The sequence below is a fragment of the Flavobacterium hibisci genome, assembly GCF_020026925.1.
Taxonomy (GTDB): domain Bacteria; phylum Bacteroidota; class Bacteroidia; order Flavobacteriales; family Flavobacteriaceae; genus Flavobacterium; species Flavobacterium hibisci.
Genome location: NZ_JAIQDW010000004.1, coordinates 227,630 through 252,206, shown reverse-complemented (window position 1 = coordinate 252,206; position 24,577 = coordinate 227,630). Strand labels below are relative to the sequence as shown.

Genomic DNA, 24,577 nt, shown 5'->3' with positions numbered 1-24,577 from the left:
TAAAGAGTTTGTTCGTGCTAAACACTAATAACCGCTAACAGATTATGCTTTTTTGGGGGAAAGTTAATCCATTTTGATGGGGATTAAAGTTGTTGTTTTTGGATTACTCTATTTATTTTCAGCTATTTTTTTGAGAGTTTTATTTCTTTCCAATAGAAAATAAATCAGATGGTTCTTTAAAAACAGAGTATCGAATAATTTTCCGATAATGCCAAACGGAGTTTCATAGTGCAGTTGATCTGTCATTATGGTGACTCCGTTTATTTCTTTAAAAAAATGCTCGTGTTTGAAAGATTTGAATTTTCCTTCTTCCATTTCATCCACAAAATAATCGTAGAAATTCATAGCCGTAATTCTACTTTTGTGAGTCAGGTAAAATCCGAAGTGTTTGCCGCGCCAGGTTACCGTTTCGTTTAAACTGATTAAACCAGAAGTCACACCGGCAATTGCTTTTTCTTTTGAAGGAGCTGCAGATTGCTGATGAATATCGATGCTTCTTGAAACATTAAAAACGGTTTTTAACGGAGCATTTATTTTTGTGGTAAGATGAATGGTTGTCATTAGCGCAATAAATTTTGAAAAGCCGTGTCAATACTTCCAAACTTAAATTCAAAACCATTTTCTAATAATCGTTTCGGAATCACATTTCGACTTTTTAAAACCAGTTCTGCTTCTGTTCGAATAAAGAAAGAACCAATTTTCAATAAAAATTTGCTTATCGGAATACCAAAAGGAAAACCAATTGCTTTTCGAAGTTTCTGCATGAAATCTGCATTTCGAATGGGCTTAGGAGAAACGACATTGATAACGCCTGTAATTTCTTTTTCGATTATAAAATCAACAGCATTCGCAAAATCCTCTTCATGGATCCAGCTGACAAACTGATCTCCTTTTCCCTGTTTTCCTCCGAAACCGGTTTTTGCTAAAGTCTTCAGCGGAATAAAAGCGCCGCCTTTTTTTCCTAAAACAATAGAAGTTCGCAAAGCAGTTTTTAAGGTTTTTGGCGTTTCAGTTTTAAAGAACGCTTTTTCCCATGAAAGCGCCACATTGATAGAAAAGTCATTTCCTATTTCGCCATCCGTTTCATCCATTTGTTTGTCTAATGAAAAACGATAGATGGTCGCGGTTGAAGAATTCAGCCAGTGCTTTGGCGGATTCTGGCAATTTAAAACTGCTTTGTTCAGAATTTTGGTGCTTTCAATTCGGGATAAAAGAATTTCTTTTTTGTTCGCTTTGGTATAACGGCAATCTACTGATTTTCCTGCAAAATTGATTAAAACCGTAGCATTTTCCAATTCTTTTTCCCAGTCTGTAAAATTTCTGGCATTCCAGTTTACGTATTTAATTCCGTCAATTGTTTTTGAGTTTCCTCTGGTCAGTATTACGATTTCTTCAAATTTATCTTTGAAATGGTTTACTAAAACCTGTCCTAAAAATCCGGTTCCTGCTGCAATTACGAGTTTTTTCATTTTTTTGATATTTTAACCTGACAGATTTTAAAATCCGTCAGGCTCATTATAAAATTAAGCTTTAAAAACCAATCTTTCTTCTTGCTGAGCTTCTTTAGCTTTTCTTTTTCCTCTAAAAAAGAAATACAAATTAAAAAACAACATAATACCCAGATAAATAGAAAATCCGCCAATTTTATAGCTTAATTTTTCGATTAATTCCTGATAACTGTTTTCGCTGATATTCATTTGGAGGATCATAAGTGCGAAGCCAATATTTAAAAGATAAAATCCGGTTTCAAAAAGTTTGTTGGTAGCTTCTGCAATATCTTCACGGCCTTTAAAAATATCCAGCATAAATATTTTGCCATTTTTAAATAGTGTTTTAGAAACATAATAGGTAAGATATAAGGCAATTGGTAAATAAATACTGTAACCGATTAAAATTTTTGTAGTTTCCATAATTGTTTGATTTTAGTTTATTTGATTAATTTTTGAATGTATTTTGTGATAACTATAATGTTTAAATAATGCAACACTGATATAATAAAAATGATAACAGCAGTTTTGAAACAGATGATTTCAGTTAATTGCGTTACCGATATTATTTTTTGCCAGGAAATCAATGTCATGGCACAATAACCAATATTTAGAAGGTAATAACCTAAAAGTAAAACCTGATTGATTTTTTGACAGATATCAGCGTGATTTGGAATTAGTTCTGCGACATAGATGTTTCCGTTTTTGTAGCAGATTTTTCCAACTCTCAGGATTATGAAGACGGTAATACTGAGGTAAATGAAGTAGGAAATGATGTTGAGGTTCATATATTAGCTTTTTTATAAATTAATACAGAAAAATATATTGCCAATATTGGAGGAAGGGCAAATTGGATAAATTCTAAAAAAGGTATATAGATGATATTTGAGTTGCATATCCAGCAAAAGAAAAATAAGCACACACCAGATATATACCATTTTAGCATTTTGTCTTTTGGATTATAAATTAAAAGTAATACGCCTGAAAGAACTTGAAACAAACCAAGTACTGGCGTAAACATTACCCCATAACCAATTAAATTTCCACTGCTTTGTTGTATCACAAAACCTAAAGCAACAAGGATTATTGGAATTCCAACTAAAAAAATATTTATGCAATTTAGAATTTTCATAATTATTGATTGTTTTAAACTTTCAGAAAAAAATGAAAGTTTTAGTGAAATTTTTTTAAGTTGTAGAATTATTTCATGATTTTCATGACTAATTTCCCTAACCAGTTATCATTAAATTCCGTTATTTTATCCAGCATATTATCTGCCTTTAAAACAAAATCATACAACTTAGTAGTTTGTTCTACAAAGTGTTTTTCCTCTGCGGATTCTTTGGCTTCGATTGTCGAAACTTCTTTTAAGATTTTCAAAGCAGGTTTAATTTCTCTCTTGCTTCTTTCTCTCGAAATTTTTACTGCTAATTCGTCTAAATCTTTTTCGGCTGTAAAAAACTCTTTACGTTCTCCGGCTTTATATTCTTTGTACACAATTCCCCAGTCCATTAAGGCTCTGAGGTTCATACTGGCATTTCCGCGGGAAATTTGCAATTCTTCCATAATGTCTTCCATCGAAACTGCTTCGTTCGAAACCATCAATAAAGCATGTATTTGTGCCATGGTTTTATTAATGCCCCATTGAGAACCTAAGGCTCCCCAGGTTTGTACAAACTTATTTTTTGCTTCTTTGAATTTCATTTGTCGATTTTATTGTTTTTAAATGGTCAAATGCAAATCGCATAAATGCTTATTGTCATAGTCCAAATGTAAGTAAAAGTTTTTAAACTTTCAAAAATAATTGAAAGTTTATTTTAAATAATTATTTTTTTGTAATTATAATCTTATGGTGTGTTTTTTATTTCTTATGTCAAAGAATCTTTCTCTTATAACATTTTTATGTATCTATTTGATTATCAGGTGTAATTTTGGTTTTGAAAATAAAACGAATCAATAGCCAATACTAAGTCAGAAAAGTAGCATCAGGATTGTTTGGTAATACTAATAGAACTCGGAAAGTTTAAAGGATGTTTCAATTTGACAAGTGTAAATTGAATTTTTATCTCAATTAAAAACTAAAATATATTTTTTGACTGAAGAGAAAACTCTAAGAAAACTTTCAGGTTGAATAAAAAATTGTAAGCCATTTTGGTGGAGCAGAACCCACTAAAAAAAACGAACTGTTTCGCACAGTATAAAAGCGAAGGCGTAACTGAAAAGCCTTATGAGTAGGACCCAAAAAACTTTTTATCATGGAAACTTTACAAGAAATTTTAAAAGAAAATGCAACTTTAAAAACGATTGGCACACCGGCAGAATATGATGTTTATGCTGAATACATGTCAAACATTATTAAGCAGCTTCCAAATCCGGGCAAGTTGAAATTATTAACAAATACATCAAGTGCTCAGGCATCGTTTTATTTTTTGGATGACGCAACGAGTGCTGTAAACTCTACTTTGTATAATAATTTATTAAATCAAAGAATTGAAGGCGAAGGAACAATTAACGGTGTTGACCAGGTTAGTCTTACACAAGATTCATTTACAAATAGTTATCTTAGTGTATATACAAAGCTAAGATATCAATTATCTCCAAATGACAAAGCAACACAACAAAGGGTGAATGCAGATGTTGCATCAACAGTAAGAGCTCTTATTCCGGTTTGGAATGCGTGGATTGAAGCTATTGAGCCAAAAGATGTTAAAAAGCTTAATGCAACCAATACTGATATCGCTTTGATTCAAATGACTAATACTTTAAATACGGTATGGCTTAATCCTGAATACAAAGAAACGCTGGAAAAAGATTCTTCTTTTCCGTACACTCACTTAAATGATTTTAATGTTATTTACAACAGAATACCGGTATCAGTTTCTAAGCAAATGAGAGACTATATGATAGAGGTATTTAATAAGTCAGGCGCAGCCGGAGCAATCACGGCAGATATTGCAAATGCTACACAAACTTTAGCAGGTATTATTGACAATATTCAAAAACCTACAACTGGAGATGATGGAAATGGCGGAATGTCAATTACCGGATCAGATAAAGCAATTCCGGGATTGAAATTTGAACCTGCCAGACCTAATGCTTTAGTAGAACAGCTTAGTACTTATCCTCCATCTTCAGTTTACAGAATTTCAAAAAGAGTTACTAAATCGAGTGAAACAACATTAAATGTTGAAGCGTCTGTTAGTGCAGGAATATCAATTCCAATTTTGTCATTCTTTTCTGTTGGAGTAAGCGGGGGAGCAAAAACAAGCATTTTTGAAAGAGATTATTCCGGTTCAGATTTTAGAGTAGAAATCGTAGTTAATAATGCCACACTTAGCCCTCTTATGAGCAGCAGCCCTCTTCTTTACAATATCTCAACCAGACAAGGATGGATGTCAACTTCTCCGGTAAAAGATGCCATCAAAAACGGATATCCTGCTCCAACAGGTATTACTGGTTATGTGTTTAATAGTGAACCTAATTTTAATTTTGATAAAGGTGCAGATTTTGGCTATGTTAATTCGTTAGTATTCAGCCAATTTTTAGAAATCAATATCAGTTTTGATAAATGTGACAGCAAACAAGTTAGAAAATACTTTGAAGAACATATCAACACTGGTGTTTATTTCTTAGGAATTCGTTTAGGAGGAGCAAGCCAATCTGCAAGTTATACCTATTCTTACAGTGAAGAAACAGCTACTTCTATTAAAGTTACTGTAAAACCTCAGGCTCCGGGATATGTTCCGGGAACTGATAGTATCAATCAATCGTTGTCTCAATTAGTGGCCGTAGGGGTAGAATACCCTTTTGCATAATTTATTAGGCACAAAATAATAAAGAGGGTTGTTAATCATAAATAATGATTGATAACCCTCTTGTTATTAGATATACTAAATAGAGTAATCCTCTAATCAATAGAATATAAATGAACGTTTATGGAAACTTTACTATCCAATACCAATAATAAAACAAATAGGGAAAGCATAGGTGATGCTGCCGAAGAATATCAGATTTATGCAGAATATATGTCAAATATCATTTTACAATTGCCAAATTCGGATAAATTGCAATTTTTAACAGGAACATCAAGCGGACAGGCTTCATTTTATTTTCAGGATGCGAAAGGATCTGTTAATGCCAGTTTGTACAATAATTTTTTGAACCAAAGAATCTCAGGAGAAGGAACTCAATACGGAGTAAGACAGGCAGGTTTAACATTAGATTCTTTTATAAATAGCTATTTAAGTGTTTATATGAAATTAAGGTACCAATTATCTCAAAAAGACAAAAATGAACAACAAAGAATAAATACTGATGTAGCTTCTACAGTAAAAGGACTTATTCCGATATGGAATGCTTATGTCAATGAATTTCATATAGAAAATATAAGTAAATTAAATGAAACTAATACAGATATTGCCTTAATTCAAATTACAGATACCTTAAATACAGTATGGATTAATCCCGAATTTATTCCAATCCTGAAACAAAAACCTTCATTTCCTTATGAGCATATTGATGAATTCGAAAATGTTTATAATCAAATTCCGAAAACGGTTCCGAACAAGATGATCGAATTAATGATAAAGATTTATAAAATATCAGGTGCTTCTGGTGAAATAACATCACGTATTGCTTATGCTATTCATTCCTTAGGAGTGATAATAAATAATTTGTTAAGACCTACCATTGAAAATAAAGGACTTTCCCTGACAGGAACCAACAAATTAATCCCGGGCTTATTTTTTGAGCGAAGTGAGCCTGAAGATATTATTAATCAGTTAAATAATAGTCCGGTTGTTTCGTATAAGAATAATAATAATGTCATTAAATTGTCTTCAGGTCTCTTGAAGGTAGACGTATCACAAGTAGATCAAATTATGATCCCACCGTTGCGTTTTTTATCCAATACTTTAGAAAACGGAATGAGCAATAGCATTTTTAAAGAAACATTTTCAGGAACATCTTATGTTGTTGAAGCAATAGTCAACAATCCTGTCATCAATCCACAATTAAGGGTTACTCCTGTACCTTTTGACATTTTAACCAATACTGGCTGGATGCTTACTGAACCTGTAAAAGATGCAATTAAAAATGGATATCCGGCACCAACAAACATTACAGGATATGTATTCAATAGTGAACCCAATTTTAATTTTAAGGAAGGAGGAGATTTTGGATTTATAAATTCCTTCGTATTCAGTCAATTTCTAGAATTGTACATAACTTTTACAGATTGTAATACCAGAAAAGTAAAAAAATACTTTGAAGCAAATAAGACATCTAAATTTAGCTTTTTAGGAAAATCTGTTGGGAATCCATCAGAAACATTAAATTATACATATGAGTTTGGAAGTGAAAATAATAATTCAATAGTAGTAAAAATTAAGCCCCAGCCTCCAGGATACAGACCTCCGGACAACAGTATCGAAGATTCTTCCTGCCAATTGGTTGCTGTTGAAATTGTTTATCCCTTTGCCGACTAAGGGAACTTTTAATTATAGATTTACTTTATTGATTTTCTTCAGGAAATGTTACGTAATGATTTTCATCACATGATTGGGACTTATTATAGATTTAGCGCTGTTTTTATGTCTATAATTGTAATTTTTTGTTAATTCAGCCCTTCAAATTTTAGATTAGATAATGATGCAGCTATTTTTGTAAAAATCACTTTTTATGGAATTATACTACACCTTTTCGGTACTTATTGTACTGGCTTCTTTCTTCGCCTATTTAAACCTAAGATTTTTAAAACTCCCCGGCACGATCGGAATCATGATTATTGCGATGCTGGTTTCAGTAGGGATTCGTCTTTTAGGAGATTCTTATTTCCCTGCAACTACAAAACATTTTTTTGATTTGATAAAAGAATTTGATTTCAATGCAATTTTAATGGGCGCAATGTTGAACTTCCTTTTATTTGCAGGGGCACTTCATGTAAATATGTCTGATCTTAAAGAGCAGAAAGTTCCCATTATGATTTATTCTACTATAAGCGTTGTACTATCAGCTTTAATCATTTCAATGCTGCTTTATTACATTGCGCCAATTTTAGGAATAAAAATTCCTTATATATTTTGTTTAGTCTTTGGAACATTAATATCTCCAACTGACCCAATTGTGGTGTTGGGAGTTTTAAAAGAGGCTAAAGTCCCTAAAAGAATAGAAACCAAAATCGTTGGCGAATCTTTATTTAATGATGGAGTAGCAGTAGTGATGTTTGCGGTTGTTCTTAAAATGGCTACTGATCCTGCATTTGATGCAACTTTAGGCTCGATTACCTGGTTATTTATTAAGGAAGGGATTGGCGGACTTTTATTGGGAGTTGTTTTCGGATTTACTGCATCGAAGGTTATGAAAAAAATAGATGATTATAAAGTTTCTGTTTTAATCACACTTTCGATTGTAACAGGAGGGTTTTTAGTTGCCCAAAGTCTTCACGTTTCAAGCCCGCTGGCAATGGTTGTTGCCGGATTAATTATTGGAAATTATGGTAAAAAAGTAGCCATGAGCGAAGTTACTAAAGACTATCTGGGAAAGTTCTGGGAACTTATTGATGAAATACTAAATGCTGTTTTATTCTTATTTATTGGTTTTGAATTGTTATTGCTGCCAGATTTGAACAAACAATTACTAACAGGTTTTGTTGCTATTTTTATAGTGCTTTTTTCAAGGTTAACCTCTATAGTTTTACCCTGGCAATTTTTCGACATATTTAAGTTTTTTGGAATCAGATCAGCCTACAACAAAGGTTCTTTAATGGTTCTGGTCTGGGGCGGAATTCGCGGTGGAGTTTCTATTGCACTTGTACTTTCCATGCCAGAAGGAGAATATAAAAACCTGCTGCTCGAAGTAACTTATATTGTCGTTTTATTCTCAATTGTTGTTCAAGGATTAACAGTTGGAAAACTGGCAAAACGGGTTTTAGATAAAGAGTAAAGAATGAAGATTTCGATCTTTGTCTTTAAACTACAAACCCTACAGTTAATTCGTAGGGTTTTGTTTTTTTTATCGTTTGTCTTCCTTGGAATAATTTGAAGGACCGTTAATATTTATTGAATTGTCTAAAAAGTGAGGCTCACGATTTCGCAAAACATCAAAAAAGGATTTGAATATCGAAATATATTCCCTGAATCTGACATATTGGTAACCACGATATTCTCCTTTGTTAGCCGAATAACCCGCTGATTTTATTCCAAGACTTCTTCCAATATAAAGGGCGCGATTCAAATGATATTCCTGCGAAATTAAAGTTGCTTTTTTTATTTTAAAAATATGTTTTGCTCTGTACAGGGTAGAATAGGTATCGAAACCGGCGTAATCAATAAAAATTTTTGTGGTGTCAACTCCATGTCGCTGACAATAATTTTTCATTACGCTCAATTCATCATATTTCTCACTTCCATTATCTCCGGATAGCAATATTTTATTAATTCTTTTTGCTTTGTACAAACGGATTCCTGCATCAAGCCTGTCTTTTAAATATTTACCTGGCTGGTCTCCGTTGATTCCGGCGCCAAAAATAATTCCAATGTCATTTTTAGGAAACTTTCTCAAAGAATAGTGAATATATTTTTTGGTCGATGATTTTACGTGATAATTTACAGAAACAATTGCAATCAATCCAATAATGGCTAGATACAGCGCTATTTTAAAATATTTTTTCAAAATGTATATAATATAAGATTAGGTTCAATAACGAAGATAACTAAATTTATTTTTAGATAAAATCAAATAAAAAAACCGAAGCATTTCTACCTCGGTTTCAGTATTTCATTTTTAAGACACTTAGCAACTTTATAATAATCCCGCTCTCTTTAACAGGGCCTCAGGTTTTGGTTCCTGACCTCTGAAACGCTTGTATAAAGTCATTGGATGTTCTGTTCCTCCTTTTGAAAGTACATTGTCTTTGAATTTTTTCGCTACTTCTTCATTGAAGATTCCTTTTTCCTGAAAGTATTCAAAAGCATCAGCATCCAGAACTTCCGCCCATTTGTAACTGTAATATCCTGAAGAATAACCGCCCTGAAAAATATGAGAAAATGCTGTACTCATCGCATTTTCTTTTACATCCGGATACAATTGCGTGTTGGCAAATTGTTCTGTCTCGAATGATTTTAAATCTGTAATATTGGTTGGATCTTGTCCGTGCCACGCCATATCTAACAATCCAAAACTTAATTGACGTAGTGTGGCCAAACCTTCCTGAAAACTCGCACTTTCTTTAATTTTCTGAACATACTCAATCGGAATAATTTCTCCCGTTTCGTAATGATTTGCGAATAAAGCCAAAGCTTCCGGTTCGTAACACCAGTTTTCCATAATCTGACTTGGTAATTCTACGAAATCCCAGAAAACAGAAGTTCCGGATAAACTAGGGTAGTTTGTATTCGCCAGCATTCCATGCAATCCATGACCGAATTCGTGGAATAAAGTGGTTACTTCATTAAAAGTCAATAAGGAAGGCTTTGTTTCGGTTGGTTTTGTAAAGTTGCAAACGTTCGAAATGTGCGGTCTTTCGTTTACACCGTCTTTTACATATTGCGATTTGAATGAAGTCATCCAGGCGCCGTTTCTTTTTCCTTTTCTTGGGAAAAAATCAGCGTAGAAAATCGAAACTAAATTATTATCAGCATCGTGAACTTCATAGGTTATTACTTCTTCGTGGTATTTATCTATATCAAAAACTTCGGTAAATGTTAATCCGAAAAGTTTATTGGCAACAGTAAAAGCACCCTCTAAAACTTTTTCTAACTGAAAGTAAGGTTTTAGCTTTTCATCATCTAAATTAAAAAGCTGTTGTTTTAACTTTTCAGAATAATAAGCGCCGTCCCATTTTTCCAATTGCTCAATTCCGTCTAGCTCTTTTGCGAAAGCAGTCAATTCAGCAAATTCTTTTTGAGCCGCCGGTTTTGCCTTTGCCAATAAATCATTTAAAAAAGTAAAAACTTTATCAGGACTTTGCGCCATTCTTTCTTCCAGAACAAAATGAGCATGTGTTTTATACCCTAATAAATTGGCTCTTTCATGACGAAGTTTAGCAATTTTCAGAACATTTTCTTCGTTATTGAATTCGTTTTTTTGAAAACCTTTTGCTCCAAAGGCAATCGCCATTTTTTTACGCAGTTCGCGATTATCAGCATAAGTCAAAAAAGGAACATAACTTGGATGATCTAAAGTGAAAATCCAGCCTTCTTTTTCTTTCTCTTTGGCTAGTAATCGGGCAGCTTCGATTGTGCCTTCCGGTAATCCGGCTAAATCGCTTTCATCCGTTAAATGCAATTCGAAGTTATTGGTTTCTGCCAAAACATTTTCGCCAAATTGCAAACTCAATTTCGATAATTCTTTGTCAATTTCGCGTAAGCGGTCTTTTTTGTCTTCGGCAAGATTAGCTCCGTTTCTGGAGAAACTCTTGTATTTTTTATCTAAAAGTGTAGTTTGTTCCGGGTTGAGGTTCAGACTTTCCTTTTGATTGTAAACTGCTTTTATTTTGGCGAATAATTCCGCATTTAGTGTAATGTCATTTCCGAATTCAGCTAATAAAGGCGAAACTTCCTGAGCAATTTTCTGCATTTCGTCATTCGTTTCAGCCGAATTTAGATTGAAGAAAATACTCGAAAGACGATCCAGAATCTCACCCGAAAATTCCATTGCCAGAATAGTATTCTCAAAAGTTGGTACTTCAGGATTATTTACAATCGCATCAATTTCGGCTTTCGCCAAAGCAATTCCTTCCTGAAAAGCCGGAAAATAATCTTCGATTTTTATTTGCAAAAAAGGGGCAGTGTTGTGTTTGGTGTTGAAGTATTGTGTTAATACGCTCATAGTGTAATTTTTTATCCTGCAAGGTTTTCAAAACCTTATGGGTTTAGAATTCATTAATTAAAAATATTTTGGATAACGATTTTTAGTTTCTTCCATAACCAAATCATTAGAGATACCTTTGTTATTGTCTAAAGAATAAATAGCTTCATCTATTTTTTGTTTTAGCAATTCTGAGAGAGCTTCATTTCGCGGAGTTTTGTCGCCTATTTCATGAATGAAATGACTATCATTCTTTGTTAATTCTATTTTAGAAGGTTTAATAATCATTTTATCATTTTTTCTCAAAGTTAAGTTTTTCTTTAAAAAATAATAATAATGATTCGTTAAGATTATTTCGCAAAGTTCCACAAAGAAAAAACACAGAGATTCACAAAATCTTTGTGTGTCTCTGTGTAACTTTTGTGTATCTCTGTGAAATTACTTCTTCAAACCTTCAGCCGCTTTATTTACCGCCGCTTTCAATTCTTCCTTGTAGGCAATAATCGTGTCCAAAACTTTTTTGTCATGGCTTCCGATGATTTGTGCTGCTAAAATTCCGGCATTTTTTGCACCATTTAACGCGACAGTCGCAACAGGAACTCCGCCCGGCATTTGCAAAATCGATAAAACAGAATCCCAGCCGTCAATTGAGTTGCTTGATTTAACCGGAACCCCAACTACAGGAAGCGGAGACATCGAAGCTACCATTCCCGGTAAATGTGCCGCACCACCAGCTCCGGCAATAATCACCGAAATCCCGCGAGTATGTGCATTTTTACTGAAATCGAATAATTTCTCAGGCGTTCTGTGTGCCGAAACAATATCTACCTCAACTTCAATATTGAATTGTTTTAATATGTCGATTGCATCCTGCATGACTGGCATGTCTGAGATGCTTCCCATTATAATAGCTACTTTGCTCATGTTTTTTTGTTTGTTTCAAGTTTCAGGTTTCAAGTTGATAAGCTGAAATCTAAAGTTATTTGTTTTTTGCCACGAATTACACAAATTCACACGAATTAAATTTAAAATTCATTAAAGAAAAATTTGTGAAAATTTGTGTAATTCGTGGCAACTATATTTTTTATAATACGATTAATTACTAAGCGCTAATCACTTTAATTGTGTTTTTAACTTCCTCAGCAATTCGTCTCGCTTCTTGCATATTCTCATTCACAATAGTTACGTGACCCATTTTTCTGAAAGGACGCGTTTGTTTTTTACCGTAAATATGTGGTGTAACGCCGTTCCATCCTAAAATGGTTTCGATGTTTTCATAAACCACATCTCCGGAAAAACCTTCGGCGCCGACTAAATTTACCATGATTCCGGCAACTTTACTTTCTGTGTTTCCTAACGGAAGATCTAGAATGGCACGTAAATGATTTTCGAATTGGGATGTATAACTTGCTTCAATAGAATAATGTCCTGAATTGTGTGGACGTGGGGCTACTTCGTTAACCAAAATTTCATCATCTGCAGTCTGGAACATTTCAACTGCCAGAAGTCCAACGTGATTGAAGTTTTCAGAAACGTTTAAGGCAATTGCTCTGGCTTTTTCAGCGACTTTATCATCGATTCTTGCCGGGCAGATTACGTATTCTACCTGATTGGCTTCTGGGTGAAATTCCATTTCGACAACCGGATAGGTTTTGATCTCTCCTGATGGATTTCTGCAGACAATTACCGCCAGTTCGTTTTTAAAAGGAACCATAGTTTCGGCAATACATTCTACATTTGGAAGCGTATCTAAATCGGAAACTTGGCGAACTATTTTTACGCCATTTCCATCATAACCAAATTCAGTACATTTCCATACAAATGGCAAGGCAACTTCGTTTGATGAAACGGCAGATTTTAGATTTTCTAAATTTTCGAATCTTTTATATGTTGCAGTTGGGATATTATGTGCAGCATAAAAATCTTTTTGAACGCCTTTATTCTGAATTCCTTTTAAGGTTTTTGGAGATGGATATACTTTTAAACCTTCATTTTCTAATTGTGTTAAAGCGTCAAGGTTTACCAATTCGATTTCGAAAGTCAAAACATCGACTTGTTTTCCGAAATTGTAAACTGTATCATAATCCATTAAATCGCCCTGAAAGAATTTATTACAAGCAATTTTGCTAGGTGCTTCGTCACTTGGATCTAAAACGTACGTTTGTATATCAAATTTTCTGGTGTCGAACAAAAGCATTTTACCTAATTGTCCGCCGCCTAATATTCCTAATTTAAAATCAGAAGAAAAATAATTCATTTTTTTTATAGTATGTTTAGAAATTCGTCTGGTGTAAAGACATTAATTTCTGAAAATTTAAAATCTTTAATGTCTCTGGTTACAATGCAATCCATGTTATGTATCGATTGTGCCGATGTAATCTGAATCGCATCTTCAAAATCTTTGTGATTCGATTTTAGACTTTTTTTTATAATCGTTGCATCAACAGGAATTATCTCTATGTTTTGTGTAATCTCATCTAATGCCATTCTTATCTTTTCTTCAGGAATTAACCTTTTTAAAAGATAATGCAATGTAATAATAGTGTTTGATGTCGAGAAAAGCTGAATTTTTTTGTCAACGCCTAAAGTATAAATTCGTAAGGAATTATGAACGAAAGGCTGCCTGTTGGCAAAAATATCCATCAGAATATTGGTATCGATAAATACATTTTTCATAGACCGTACTTTTCCCTGTAATGTTCTTCTCGTACTTTTTCTTCATCAAAGTCGTCTGGAAGTGTAACAATTCCAATCAGTTTTTTAACTTTTGGATGAATGTCATCGTAAGTTTGTTCCTTTTCGGTCAGATTTTTAAAATAGCTTTCTACCAGTTCAGATAAGCTTCTGCCCGTTTTTTTAGCATACGATTTTGCCTGCTCGATAACTTCTTTTTCTAAAGATAATGTGAGTTTAGTATTCATATACGTAAAGTTTTTACAAATATACGTAAAAATTCAAGAGGTGTTATTTAATTTTCTTCAAAACTTCTTTTGCCACAGCTTTGTATGCTGCGGAATGATCTCCAAAATCTTTATCAAGAATGATTTTTAGTTCAGGATGAATCCAGTTATAATGTTTTCCTAAAAGATATAAAGTTCTTATCGAGTAAGCTTTTGTAGCCACTTTTACATCACTAATCAGCCAGTCAAAACTCGCTTCGATACAATCCTGTATATTTTCTTCAGATAAACAGATTTTGTTTCCCTCTTTTTGATAATGTGATTTGACTAACAGCTGAACGACTTTTGCAATTGGACGCATTGCACTTTCATCTTTCAAAACTTTTAAATTTGAGCAGAAAAAATCAAGGTGTGGCTGCAGCCAAAGTAATTCTTCGTAAGAAACAAATTCTAAAATCCAGCAGGCTTTATGATTGTTTTTGTCTGAAGGTGTAAAACAGATTGAAACTAATTCGCTAAAAAGCGAATGATTTTCTAAAACATATTGTGCTGCACTTAGCCGATTTTCCCTGTAAGCATTTACATAATTCAGTTTTTCCTGTAATTCAGAAAGCATTTTTAGAAGTTTAAATACTTTGCTAAAATACGTAATTCAATGAGACAATTCCGTAATAATTTATGGGCAAACCAGGATAATAAAATCGTGGTTGCGCATTTCCGACACCCGTTGCATTGGTCAAGATCATGGAAGCATATTTTTCGTTTGCCACATTGTTGATTCCAGCATCGAAATGTGCTTTAAAACCCGATAGAATCTCAAATTGATAACCAGTTTTTAAATTTAATAAAGAATAAGAATCTGAATAATTAGCGTTTGAATCATTCATCGGAATTTTATCGGTAAACTGAAAATCGGCTGAAAAATAAAACCCTGTACTAGTATTGAAGTTAAAACCTGCACTTGCCGTATTGGCGGGAACTCCCGTTAATTTGTTTCCAGAATAATCATTTCCGTTATCTACAAATTCTTTGAATTCATAATTTCCTATGGAAGCTCCGACATAAGAATTTAAATTAAAAGCCCGATTGATTGTCCAATTGTGTTTTAATGCAATTTCGATTCCTTGATGAAATGTTTTTCCGGCATTTACGCCTTCATACTGATCGTCTCCAATTCTTTTGGCAACCAGTAAATCTTTAATTTCCATTCGATAAACGGCAATTTCAGCATATAATTTTTTACTGAAAAGATGCAGTTTACTTCCTAATTCAAAATTGTAACCTGTTTCTGGTTTTATGTTTTGATTGATATTTCCAGTGCTTGTTAAAGTTTCTTCGGTTGCGGGAAGAGAAAATCCTCTGCTTGCAGAAAAGTAAAAAGTCTGAATTTCATTTGGTCTGAATAACAAAGAAAGCTGTGGCGAAAAAATGCCATCATAACTATAATGTTCCATTGGATTATTCGCATAAGCAGGAAAATCATTCTGAAGTTCGAATTTGGTTTTATTGTAATTTAAACCTGCCTGAATCTCAAATCGGTCAGAAAGTAATGTTCTAAGTTGGGAAAAAACATTGTAAAAGTGCCTTTTCTGATCAGTTGCCGAAAGCTGATCGCCTTGCAAACTTCCGTTTCCATTATTTTGCTGATACAGATTTTGAAAAGTATTTCCGTTATAATTATCTGCAAAATATTCAATTCCACCAATAAACTGATTGTTGATTTTTCCGATTTTAAAATCACCCGAAAATTGCGTTCGTATGCCGGAAGCAAAAGTATATTGACGCAAAACATCAAATGGACGAGGTTCGTTGCTATCCTTATAATTAATAAAAATAGAAGTTGAATTATTGAGATGGTCGTTTATTTTAAAGTCATAAGCCAGTCCTGCCAGAGTCGATTTGTATTCTTTAAAACCTTTTGAAGCAACCCAGGTCGGCGCACCTGCCTTGGGATTATTCTCAAAGGTAGTTTTATTGATCGAACTCGGAATATATGCTTTTAAATAGGTGTAATTCGAAAAATAACTCAGTTTGCTGTTTTTCTTTCTAAATAATTCTCCGCCAAGCGTTATTCCTTCCCGATTGTAAGCGCTGTTTTCGCGCCAGCCCTCTGTTTTTAAATTGTGATAGCTGATGTTTAGAGATGAGCTTTTTTCATTTAAATCAAAACTTATTCTGTTTTTCAATAAGCCGTAAGAGCCAAAAACAGAACTGACTTCGGCTTGATAATTCCCTTTTTTTAATGTTTGAGGAGAAATTAAAATAGCGCCGCCCAATCCGGCTCCGTAAACGCTTGAAAGCGAACCTTTTATAATTTCAATCTGATTAATGTTTTGAAGATCGATATCATCAATTACGGTTTCACTATTTCCTGAAGTTAAAGGAATACTTCCGTAAAAAGCACGAATTTTATTTGTTCCATAAGGCGTTCGCGCTCCAATTCCCCGAATCGAAATTCGGGTTGTGGTGATGTTTGACGATTGCATAAAAACGCCGGGAATCGTATTAATGACATTGCTGATATCGGTAGTGTTATTTCGAAGTAATTCTTTTTCGGATAAAATGCCAATCGAAGCAGGACTATTTTGTAAATCACGATTAAGATGAAGCGGACTAATTAAAACTTCGTTTAGTTTTTGAGTTTTTACAGAATCAATATTTTGGACTTCTTTTTCTTGTGCATTCAAGTTTTGTAAAACAATCAATGCAAAAAGAAGAAGAAAATATTTTTTTAAAAGCATAAAAGAGTTTCTTAAAAATGAAAAAAAATAACTGTGGAAGACGCTAAGGTTTTTCAGAAAATACAAAGTTTAAACACAATCTTGTCATTTCGACGAAGGAGAAATCACACTAGAAGCTCCGCAATGAAAGTCGCCAATCTTTGTCGAATCCCGAGTGTGATTTCTCCTTCGTCGAAATGACAAAAAAGAGTAAAATAATAGGTTTACTTATTCGCTGTAACTTTCCAAATCGTATTCCCGCTGTCATCATTTACCAAAAGCGATCCGTCATTCATAACCGTAACAGCAACCGGACGTCCGTAAACTTCGGCTTTATCAGCATCAGAAATAAAGCCAGTTAAAAAATCTTCCGGTTTTCCGGATGGTTTTCCGTCCTTAAAAGGAACAAACAACACCTTATAACCCGAAATTACAGAACGATTCCATGAACCGTGCTGACCTACAAAAGCTCCGTTTTTATATTTTGCCGGAAAAGCATTTTTCGTATAAAAAGCCAATCCCAATGAAGCGGTGTGTGCACCAACCGGAACGTCAGGAACAATTGCTTTTTCAACCAGATCTTTTCTTTCGCCTTTTAGTCTCGGATCAGGAATATTTCCAAAATAAGAATAGGGCCATCCATAAAACCCACCTCTTTTTACACTGGTGATATAATCCGGAACCAAATCATCGCCCAGTTCATCGCGCTCATTAACTGCAGTCCAGAGTTCTTTTTTATTGGCAGGATTCCAGTCCATTCCCATTGGGTTTCTTAGACCTTCAGCATAAATTTTTTCGCCAGTTCCGTCAGGATTGATTTCTAAAATTGCAGCGCGTCGAATTTCTTTGTCCATACCATTTTCACCTACATTACTTCCAGAACCTACGCCAATATAAATTTTAGTTCCTTCCGGGTTGGCGAGAAGACTTCGTGTCCAGTGGTTGTTGTATCCGCCAGCCGGAAGTTCAACAATTTTGACCCCCTGTGTTTCAAGTTTTAATGGGGCATTTTTATAAGGATAACGGTAAAGACCATCAGTGTTAGCTACATAAAAAAAGTCTTTCAGGATAAGCATTCCCAAAGGTCTGTTGAGACCTTTCAAGAAAACCTCTCGGGTTTCAAAAACACCGTCTTTATCCTTGTCACGCAAAACTACAATTTGGTTTTTACTTGCCCTGGTACCGCTTTCAACAACGAAAATATCATTGTTTGGACCGATATATGACCAACGCGGATTCTCAAATCCGTCAGCAAATTTTGTAACCGTAAATCCTTCCGGTGCTTTTGGTGTTTTGCCTTCTGGCCAGCCTATTACTTTACTGTTTTTAGATTTAGATTCTGTTGCGTAGGGCGGAGGAAGTGTAATATTTCCAATAGCCGTTTTTACAACATTTGCAGGCTGTTTTGCCAGCGCTTCTTTTTCTTCTTTTTTCACCTGGCCATTGCAGGCTGTTATTACAGTTAATAAGCATACAGATAATATTTGTATGGTGATTTTCATGGTGATTTTGATTAAATATTTGTCAAACAACAATTTAATGATTCTGAAAGAGTTACCCTAAATCGTTTGTAAATATTAACTGATATTTAACATTCGTAAAAATTCTAGGTACTATAAAATTTTGATACTTACAGTTTGGTAGTAATTCTGTATCTTTGTCCATTATTTTAAAGTACAAAAATAATGATACAACTTCACGATAAACAATTTGTTCCGTTTATTTCGGCTAAAGAAATTGATTTTGCTTTATCCAAAATAGTGGCACAGGTAGAAGATGATTTTGGAGATGACACGCCCATTTTTGTTGGTGTTCTGAACGGTGCTTTTATGGTTGTTGCAGACTTTCTGAAAAAATATAAAAGTCCCTGCGAAGTTTCATTTATCAAAATGGCATCGTATGAAGGAACAGAAAGTACTAATTCGGTTAAAGAATTAATCGGAATTAATCAGGATCTTTCGGGAAGGACTGTTGTTATAATTGAAGATATTATTGACACCGGAAACACAATCGAAGCATTAAAACAGAAGTTTAAGGAGCGAAATGTAAAGCATTTTAAAATTGCAACTTTGTTCTTTAAACCGGAAGCGTATAAAAAAGACATCAAAATAGATTATGTCGGAATCAGGATTCCAAACAAATTCATTGTAGGCTATGGGTTGGACTACGATGGTCTGGGAAGAAATTTACCCGAAATCTATAAGTTAGCAGAATAATTTTAAACAAACACAACTATATATTCATTTTAAACTTCTTAAAAAATAGGGAGTCACAACAATTACATTCATTATGATTAACATCGTTTTATTTGGAAAGCCGGGAGCAGGAAAAGGAACTCAGGCAGAATTTTTAAAAGAAAAATATAATTTAACACACCTTTCAACAGGAGATATTTTTCGTTTCAATTTAAAAAATGATACAGAACTAGGTAAAAAAGCAAGGGTTTTTATGGATAATGGAGAGTTGGTTCCTTGCGAATTAACTACCGAAATGTTAATTGATGAGGTAAAAAAACATCCTGATACAGCAGGATTTTTATTCGACGGATATCCAAGAACAATCAATCAGGCTGAAGCTTTAGATAAATTTTTGCCAACAATTGGTTCAAAAGTTACCGCTACTATCGCTTTAGAAGCTGATGACGAAATTTTGGTAGCACGTTTATTAGAAAGAGGGAAAACAAGCGGAAGAGCAGATGATCAGGATGAAGAAAAAATTCGTGTAAGATATCAGGAATATAACGAAAAAACTGCTCCTTTAATTGGATATTACAAAGAGCAAAATAAATTTCATGCTGTAAACGGCATAGGGACAATTGAAGAAATTACAGAAAGATTAACGTCAGTTATAGATAATTTGTAATAAATCTGTTTTGAAGTTAAAAGTTAAATGTGAGGAAGGAATTTGAAATACTCAAAACATTTAACTTTTGACTTTTAACTTTTAACTTAAAAATGGAAATACTAATAATATTTTTTCTGATAATACTAAACGGAGTTTTCTCAATGTCAGAGATCGCATTGATTTCGGCAAGAAAAAACAGACTTGAAACTGCTGCAAAAAAAGGAAATAAAAGCGCCAAAACAGCACTTGATTTAGCCAATTCACCAAATAAATTTTTATCCACAGTACAAATCGGAATTACACTTATCGGAATTTTGACGGGTATTTATTCCGGGGATAAAATCACAACCGATGTTCAGGTTTTTGTCAGTGGATTTGAAATTTTAAAACCGTATGCTAATTCTGTTGCAGTTGGTATTGTGGTGGTTGTTTTAACTTTCTTTTCACTAGTTTTAGGCGAATTACTGCCAAAACGAATCGGTTTAAATTATCCTGAATCAATTGCCAAAATGGTAGCGATGCCAATGAAAGTGATTTCGATCATCACAGCGCCTTTTATCTGGCTGCTGACCTCTTCAACGGATTTTTTACTGAATGTTTTTCAGATAAAACCAACTGCTGACGGAAAAGTTACGGAGGAAGAAATCAAAGCCATCATCAAAGAAGGAACAGAAGTTGGCGAAGTACAGGAAATAGAGCAGGATATTGTGGAACGTGTTTTTCACATTGGAGACCGTAAAGTAAGCTCTCTCATGACGCATCGAAAATCAGTAGACATGCTGCCTTTAAAAGTCGATAAAGCTAAAATTAAAGAACTGGTTTTGCATGATTTACATGCCGTTTATCCGGTTTATAAGGATAATTATGATGACATCGTGGGTGTAGTAACCTTAAAAAATATTTTTGCCAATATCGAAAAAGATAATTTTGATCTGGCTACGATAATGACAGAAGCACCTTATTTAATGGAACAAACCACTGCTTACAAAGCTTTGGAGAATTTCAAAAAAACAGGTGTTCATTATGCATTGGTTTCTGATGAATATGGTGTTTTTCAGGGTATGATTACCTTAAACGATATTTTGGAAGCTTTGGTAGGTGATGCATCAGATTTTTATAAGGACGAATTTCAATTAATAGAAAGAGAAGACGGATCATGGCTGGTTGATGGACATTATTCATTACACGATTTCTTAACGTATTTCGAATTAGATGAATTGACAAACGATTACGAAGTAAATACCGTAAGCGGAATGATCATGACCGAGCTTTCACATATTCCAAAAGAAGGCGAAAAGTTAATTTGGCAGAAATTTGTCTTAGAAGTTGTCGATATGGACGGCGTAAAGATTGATAAAGTGCTTGTGAAAGCATTAAAAGAGTAGAGAGAATTTGTTTCAGGTTTCAGGTTTCAAGTTCAGGTTAACAGCATTGAGTAAACTTGGAACGTGAAACCTGAAACCTGAAACTATACATAAACAAAAACAATGACAGAAGGAAATTTTGTAGATTATGTTAAGATATACGTTTCTTCCGGAAAAGGAGGAAAGGGATCTACGCATTTACATAGGGAGAAATTTATTGAAAAAGGAGGCCCGGACGGAGGTGACGGAGGACGTGGAGGACACGTATATTTAGTGGGTAATAAAGGTCTTTGGACACTGTTTCATTTAAAATTCGCCCGTCATATCAAAGCTGGACACGGTGGAGACGGAGGAGGAGATCGAAGTACTGGTGCAGATGGAGAGGATAAAATCATTGAAGTGCCGCTTGGAACTGTTGTAAAAGATAAAGAAACTGGTGAAACACTTTTTGAAATTACAGAAGACGGAGAAAAAAGAATTCTGGCAAAAGGAGGGAAAGGCGGTTTAGGAAACTGGCATTTTAGAAGTTCTACCAACCAGACGCCACGTTATGCACAGCCTGGATTGTTGGGTGTAGAAATGGATGTAATTCTGGAACTTAAAGTTTTGGCAGATGTTGGTTTAGTTGGTTTTCCTAATGCTGGAAAATCTACTTTATTATCGGTATTAACTTCAGCAAAACCAAAAATTGCAGATTATCCATTTACGACTTTAAAACCAAATTTAGGAATTGTAGCGTATAGAGACTTTCAGTCTTTTGTAATCGCTGATATTCCCGGAATTATTGAAGGAGCTGCAGAAGGAAAAGGTCTTGGGCATTATTTTCTGCGTCATATTGAGCGTAATTCAACTTTGCTGTTTTTAGTTCCGGTTGATACACCGGATATCAAAGCAGAATATGATATTCTGGTAAATGAATTAACGAAATACAATCCTGAAATGCTGGATAAAGAACGCCTTTTGGTAATCTCAAAATGCGATATGCTGGATGATGAGCTTAAAGCAGAATTGAAAGCAGAGTTAGACGTTTCGTTTAAAGATGTTCCGTATATGTTTATTTCTTCTGTTGCCCAGCAAGGTCTTACAGATTTGAAAGACAAACTTTGGAAGATGCTTAACGAGTAAAAAAAATATTAGATTGATTACAAAGGTGTCCTGGTTTCAGGACACCTTTTTTGTTTTTAAGAATGTAAAATTCGCAAAATAACAATAAAATAGGATTGCTAAATTTCATTTTCAATGTAAATAGAGTGTTATGATTGTGAAATGAATTATCTTCGCAAGACTAATTCAAATATTATGATGAAAAGAATAGTCTTATTTTTAACGATGTGCCTTATGGCATTTCCTGTAAGAGCCGACGAAGGTATGTGGTTCTTAATGTTCATCGAAAGATTGAACCATAGAGACATGCAGAAAATGGGTCTGCAGCTAACTGCTGAAGAAATCTACAGCATTAACCATCACAGTTTAAAAGATGCCATTGTGCAGTTTAACGGAGGTTGTACTGCTGAAATCGTTTCTAAAAATGGTTTGGTATTGACCAATCACCACTGCGGTTACGATGCCATTGCCGAACTTTCAACTGCTGAACAAAATTATCTTAAAGATGGTTTCTGGGCAAAAGAAAAAAGTGCTGAGATGAAACCAAAATCGTTGTACGTTCGTTTCTTCGTGCGTATGGATGATGTTTCTAAAAGAATTTTGTCAAAAGTAAATGCTACTATGACAGAAACAGAAAGAAACAAAATCATCCAGCAGGAAATCGCTTTGATCGAAAAAGAAAATAACGAAGGCGGAAAATATACGGTTTCTGTTCGTCCTTTCTTCCAGGGAAATGAATATTACTATTTCGTTTATCAGGATTATAAAGATGTTCGTTTAGTAGGTACGCCTCCTGAAAGCGTGGGTAAATTTGGTGGCGATACAGACAACTGGGAATGGCCTCGTCAAACAGGTGATTTCTCTATGTTCAGAGTATATGCTGACAAAGACGGAAATCCTGCAGAATATTCTAAAGATAATGTTCCTTTGCAGCCAAAACATTATCTGCCTGTAAGCATTAAAGGGGTAAAAGAAAATGATTTCGCTATGATTTTAGGGTATCCGGGGAGAACAAACCGCTGGATGCCAGCCGGAGGAATCGAACAAAACATAAAATATGCTTATCCTGCGTGGGTTGAAGGTGCTAAAACCGGAATGGATGTAATGAAAAAGTATATGGATAAAGATGCCACTGTTCGTTTACAGTATGCTTCAAAATATGCTTCGACAGCCAACTACTGGAAAAACCGTCAGGGAATGATAGATGCCTTAACAAAAGCAGGAACGGTAGATGTAAAGACAGCACAGGAAGATAAATTCTACGACTGGGCGAGTAAGCCTGCTAATAAAGAAAAATACGAAAATGTAATTCCGACAATCAATGATTATTATAGAGAAACCAATTTAAAAGCGACTCACGATAATTATTTGATACAGCTTTTACGTACTTCAGCTCTTGCTACAGCACCTGCAAATCTAGGAAATGCATTGATTGCGTACTCTAAAGAAAATGACGCTAAAAAAGCAGAAATGCTGCCTAAAATCAATGCAATGGTTGAGGATATTTATGGCGAATTTTATGCTCCGCTAGAAAAAGATGTTTTGACTGCACAGTTAAATTTATACGCTTCAAAAGCGGCCGAATATGGATTAGCATCACAAATTGCTAAAATGAAAGCGGCTAACAATGGTGATTTTACTGCTGACATAGCAAAAGCAACTGAAACTAGTTTTTTTGCATCTAAAGAAAAAGTTTTAGAATATTTAGCAAGCCCAAAACCGGCTGCACTTCCAATAGATCCATTATATATAATCTCTACTGATTTGCTGACAAAATACCGTACTAAATCAGATGATCAGGCAAAAGCGGATGATGGTTTTGCAACTGCTTATCGTTTATTGGTAGAAGGTTTAAGAGAATCAAAATTGAATACGGTAAAATATCCGGATGCAAACTCTACTTTAAGACTGACTTACGGAAAAGTTCGTGCTTTGCCAGCTGATCCTAGAAACGATGCTAAAATCAACAACTATACAACCATGGAAAGTATGGTGAAAAAGTATAAAGCAGGAGATCAGGAATTTGATTTGCCGGCTCGTTTATTAGAATTAAACAAAGCAAAAGATTACGGTCAATATGCTGATAAAGCTGGATATATGCCGGTAAACTTCTTAACGGATAACGACATTACAGGAGGGAACTCTGGTTCTCCGGTTCTTAACGGAAAAGGAGAGTTAATCGGAATTGCTTTTGATGGTAACATCGAAGCAATGGCTGGTGACGTTATTTTTGACTCTAAATTACAAAGAACAATCAACGTTGATATTCGTTATGTACTTTGGATTATCGACAAATACGCAGGTGCTAAAAATATTATCGACGAATTGACGATTGCAAAATAATCTTAATT

The 24,577-nt window shown here is 34.3% G+C and carries 24 protein-coding genes; 8 read left to right on the top strand and 16 right to left on the bottom strand.

Features of this window, described 5'->3' with window-relative positions; translation table 11 throughout:
* Positions 1 to 108 precede the first annotated feature (108 nt).
* The 6 genes from K8B81_RS06755 to K8B81_RS06730 all read right to left on the bottom strand — a co-directional run bounded on the left by K8B81_RS06755 (position 109) and on the right by K8B81_RS06730 (position 3,191).
* Positions 109 to 561 carry an SRPBCC family protein gene (locus tag K8B81_RS06755; RefSeq protein ID WP_223680185.1) on the bottom strand — a complete coding sequence of 151 codons (453 nt, stop codon included), beginning with the start codon at positions 559 to 561 and terminating at the stop codon, positions 109 to 111.
* A complete protein-coding gene (locus tag K8B81_RS06750; protein ID WP_223680183.1) occupies positions 561 to 1,469 on the bottom strand; it encodes a TIGR01777 family oxidoreductase in 909 nt (302 codons plus the stop codon). Before K8B81_RS06750 ends, K8B81_RS06755 begins: the two co-directional genes overlap by 1 nt.
* Positions 1,470 to 1,523: 54 nt before the next feature.
* Positions 1,524 to 1,910: a hypothetical protein gene (locus K8B81_RS06745; protein WP_223680181.1), complete on the bottom strand. Its 387-nt coding sequence runs from the start codon at positions 1,908 to 1,910 to the stop codon at positions 1,524 to 1,526.
* Between the two features lie 17 nt (positions 1,911 to 1,927).
* Positions 1,928 to 2,275, bottom strand: coding sequence for a hypothetical protein (locus tag K8B81_RS06740; RefSeq protein ID WP_223680179.1), 348 nt, complete (start codon positions 2,273 to 2,275; stop codon positions 1,928 to 1,930).
* A complete protein-coding gene (locus tag K8B81_RS06735; RefSeq protein ID WP_223680177.1) occupies positions 2,272 to 2,619 on the bottom strand; it encodes a hypothetical protein in 348 nt (115 codons plus the stop codon). The genes K8B81_RS06740 and K8B81_RS06735 overlap by 4 nt, the downstream gene beginning before the upstream one ends.
* A gap of 68 nt (positions 2,620 to 2,687) precedes the next feature.
* The gene (locus tag K8B81_RS06730) at positions 2,688 to 3,191 is read right to left on the bottom strand and encodes a GbsR/MarR family transcriptional regulator (protein ID WP_223680175.1); all 504 of its coding nucleotides are present in this window, start codon (positions 3,189 to 3,191) and stop codon (positions 2,688 to 2,690) included.
* Between the two features lie 551 nt (positions 3,192 to 3,742).
* On the opposite strand from K8B81_RS06730, the gene K8B81_RS06725 reads away from it, so the two are divergent.
* From K8B81_RS06725 to K8B81_RS06715, 3 genes are all read left to right on the top strand, one after another.
* Complete coding sequence (locus tag K8B81_RS06725; RefSeq protein WP_223680173.1) at positions 3,743 to 5,302, top strand: hypothetical protein; 1,560 nt, start codon at positions 3,743 to 3,745, stop codon at positions 5,300 to 5,302.
* 120 nt (positions 5,303 to 5,422) lie between these two features.
* A complete protein-coding gene (locus tag K8B81_RS06720) occupies positions 5,423 to 6,973 on the top strand; it encodes a hypothetical protein (RefSeq protein WP_223680171.1) in 1,551 nt (516 codons plus the stop codon).
* Positions 6,974 to 7,166: 193 nt separating this feature from the next.
* Positions 7,167 to 8,429 (top strand): cation:proton antiporter, encoded by a 1,263-nt coding sequence (locus K8B81_RS06715; RefSeq protein WP_223680169.1) that lies wholly within the window; start codon positions 7,167 to 7,169, stop codon positions 8,427 to 8,429.
* 69 nt (positions 8,430 to 8,498) lie between these two features.
* Here K8B81_RS06715 and K8B81_RS06710 read toward each other — a convergent pair whose 3' ends face one another.
* The 10 genes from K8B81_RS06710 to K8B81_RS06665 all read right to left on the bottom strand — a co-directional run bounded on the left by K8B81_RS06710 (position 8,499) and on the right by K8B81_RS06665 (position 18,416).
* Complete coding sequence (locus K8B81_RS06710; RefSeq protein WP_223680167.1) at positions 8,499 to 9,158, bottom strand: SanA/YdcF family protein; 660 nt, start codon at positions 9,156 to 9,158, stop codon at positions 8,499 to 8,501.
* A 129-nt stretch (positions 9,159 to 9,287) separates the two neighbouring features.
* Positions 9,288 to 11,315, bottom strand: a complete 2,028-nt coding sequence (locus tag K8B81_RS06705; RefSeq protein ID WP_223680165.1) for a M3 family metallopeptidase — start codon at positions 11,313 to 11,315, stop codon at positions 9,288 to 9,290.
* A 57-nt stretch (positions 11,316 to 11,372) separates the two neighbouring features.
* Positions 11,373 to 11,582 carry a hypothetical protein gene (locus K8B81_RS06700; protein ID WP_223680163.1) on the bottom strand — a complete coding sequence of 70 codons (210 nt, stop codon included), beginning with the start codon at positions 11,580 to 11,582 and terminating at the stop codon, positions 11,373 to 11,375.
* Positions 11,583 to 11,732: 150 nt separating this feature from the next.
* Positions 11,733 to 12,218, bottom strand: a complete 486-nt coding sequence (purE, locus tag K8B81_RS06695; RefSeq protein ID WP_223680161.1) for a 5-(carboxyamino)imidazole ribonucleotide mutase — start codon at positions 12,216 to 12,218, stop codon at positions 11,733 to 11,735.
* A 178-nt stretch (positions 12,219 to 12,396) separates the two neighbouring features.
* Positions 12,397 to 13,551 (bottom strand): 5-(carboxyamino)imidazole ribonucleotide synthase, encoded by a 1,155-nt coding sequence (locus tag K8B81_RS06690; protein WP_223680159.1) that lies wholly within the window; start codon positions 13,549 to 13,551, stop codon positions 12,397 to 12,399.
* Between the two features lie 5 nt (positions 13,552 to 13,556).
* Entirely contained in the window at positions 13,557 to 13,970 is a 414-nt protein-coding gene (locus K8B81_RS06685; protein WP_223680157.1) for a type II toxin-antitoxin system VapC family toxin, read from the bottom strand.
* Complete coding sequence (locus K8B81_RS06680; protein ID WP_223680155.1) at positions 13,967 to 14,215, bottom strand: DUF6364 family protein; 249 nt, start codon at positions 14,213 to 14,215, stop codon at positions 13,967 to 13,969. The genes K8B81_RS06685 and K8B81_RS06680 overlap by 4 nt, the downstream gene beginning before the upstream one ends.
* A 43-nt stretch (positions 14,216 to 14,258) precedes the next feature.
* Positions 14,259 to 14,810, bottom strand: coding sequence for a hypothetical protein (locus K8B81_RS06675; RefSeq protein ID WP_223680153.1), 552 nt, complete (start codon positions 14,808 to 14,810; stop codon positions 14,259 to 14,261).
* A gap of 22 nt (positions 14,811 to 14,832) precedes the next feature.
* Positions 14,833 to 16,935 (bottom strand): TonB-dependent receptor, encoded by a 2,103-nt coding sequence (locus K8B81_RS06670; protein WP_223680151.1) that lies wholly within the window; start codon positions 16,933 to 16,935, stop codon positions 14,833 to 14,835.
* A 203-nt stretch (positions 16,936 to 17,138) separates the two neighbouring features.
* A complete protein-coding gene (locus K8B81_RS06665; protein WP_223680149.1) occupies positions 17,139 to 18,416 on the bottom strand; it encodes a PQQ-dependent sugar dehydrogenase in 1,278 nt (425 codons plus the stop codon).
* A 183-nt stretch (positions 18,417 to 18,599) separates the two neighbouring features.
* Here K8B81_RS06665 and hpt point away from each other — a divergent pair, with 183 nt between their 5' ends.
* From hpt to K8B81_RS06640, 5 genes are all read left to right on the top strand, one after another.
* Positions 18,600 to 19,130, top strand: coding sequence for a hypoxanthine phosphoribosyltransferase (gene hpt / locus K8B81_RS06660; RefSeq protein WP_223680147.1), 531 nt, complete (start codon positions 18,600 to 18,602; stop codon positions 19,128 to 19,130).
* A gap of 73 nt (positions 19,131 to 19,203) precedes the next feature.
* Positions 19,204 to 19,776, top strand: a complete 573-nt coding sequence (locus tag K8B81_RS06655) for an adenylate kinase (protein WP_223680145.1) — start codon at positions 19,204 to 19,206, stop codon at positions 19,774 to 19,776.
* Positions 19,777 to 19,868: 92 nt separating this feature from the next.
* A complete protein-coding gene (locus K8B81_RS06650; RefSeq protein WP_223680143.1) occupies positions 19,869 to 21,143 on the top strand; it encodes a hemolysin family protein in 1,275 nt (424 codons plus the stop codon).
* Positions 21,144 to 21,245: 102 nt separating this feature from the next.
* Positions 21,246 to 22,247: a GTPase ObgE gene (gene obgE, locus K8B81_RS06645; RefSeq protein WP_223680141.1), complete on the top strand. Its 1,002-nt coding sequence runs from the start codon at positions 21,246 to 21,248 to the stop codon at positions 22,245 to 22,247.
* Positions 22,248 to 22,424: 177 nt separating this feature from the next.
* Positions 22,425 to 24,569, top strand: coding sequence for a S46 family peptidase (locus K8B81_RS06640; protein ID WP_223680282.1), 2,145 nt, complete (start codon positions 22,425 to 22,427; stop codon positions 24,567 to 24,569).
* Positions 24,570 to 24,577: the final 8 nt, after the last annotated feature.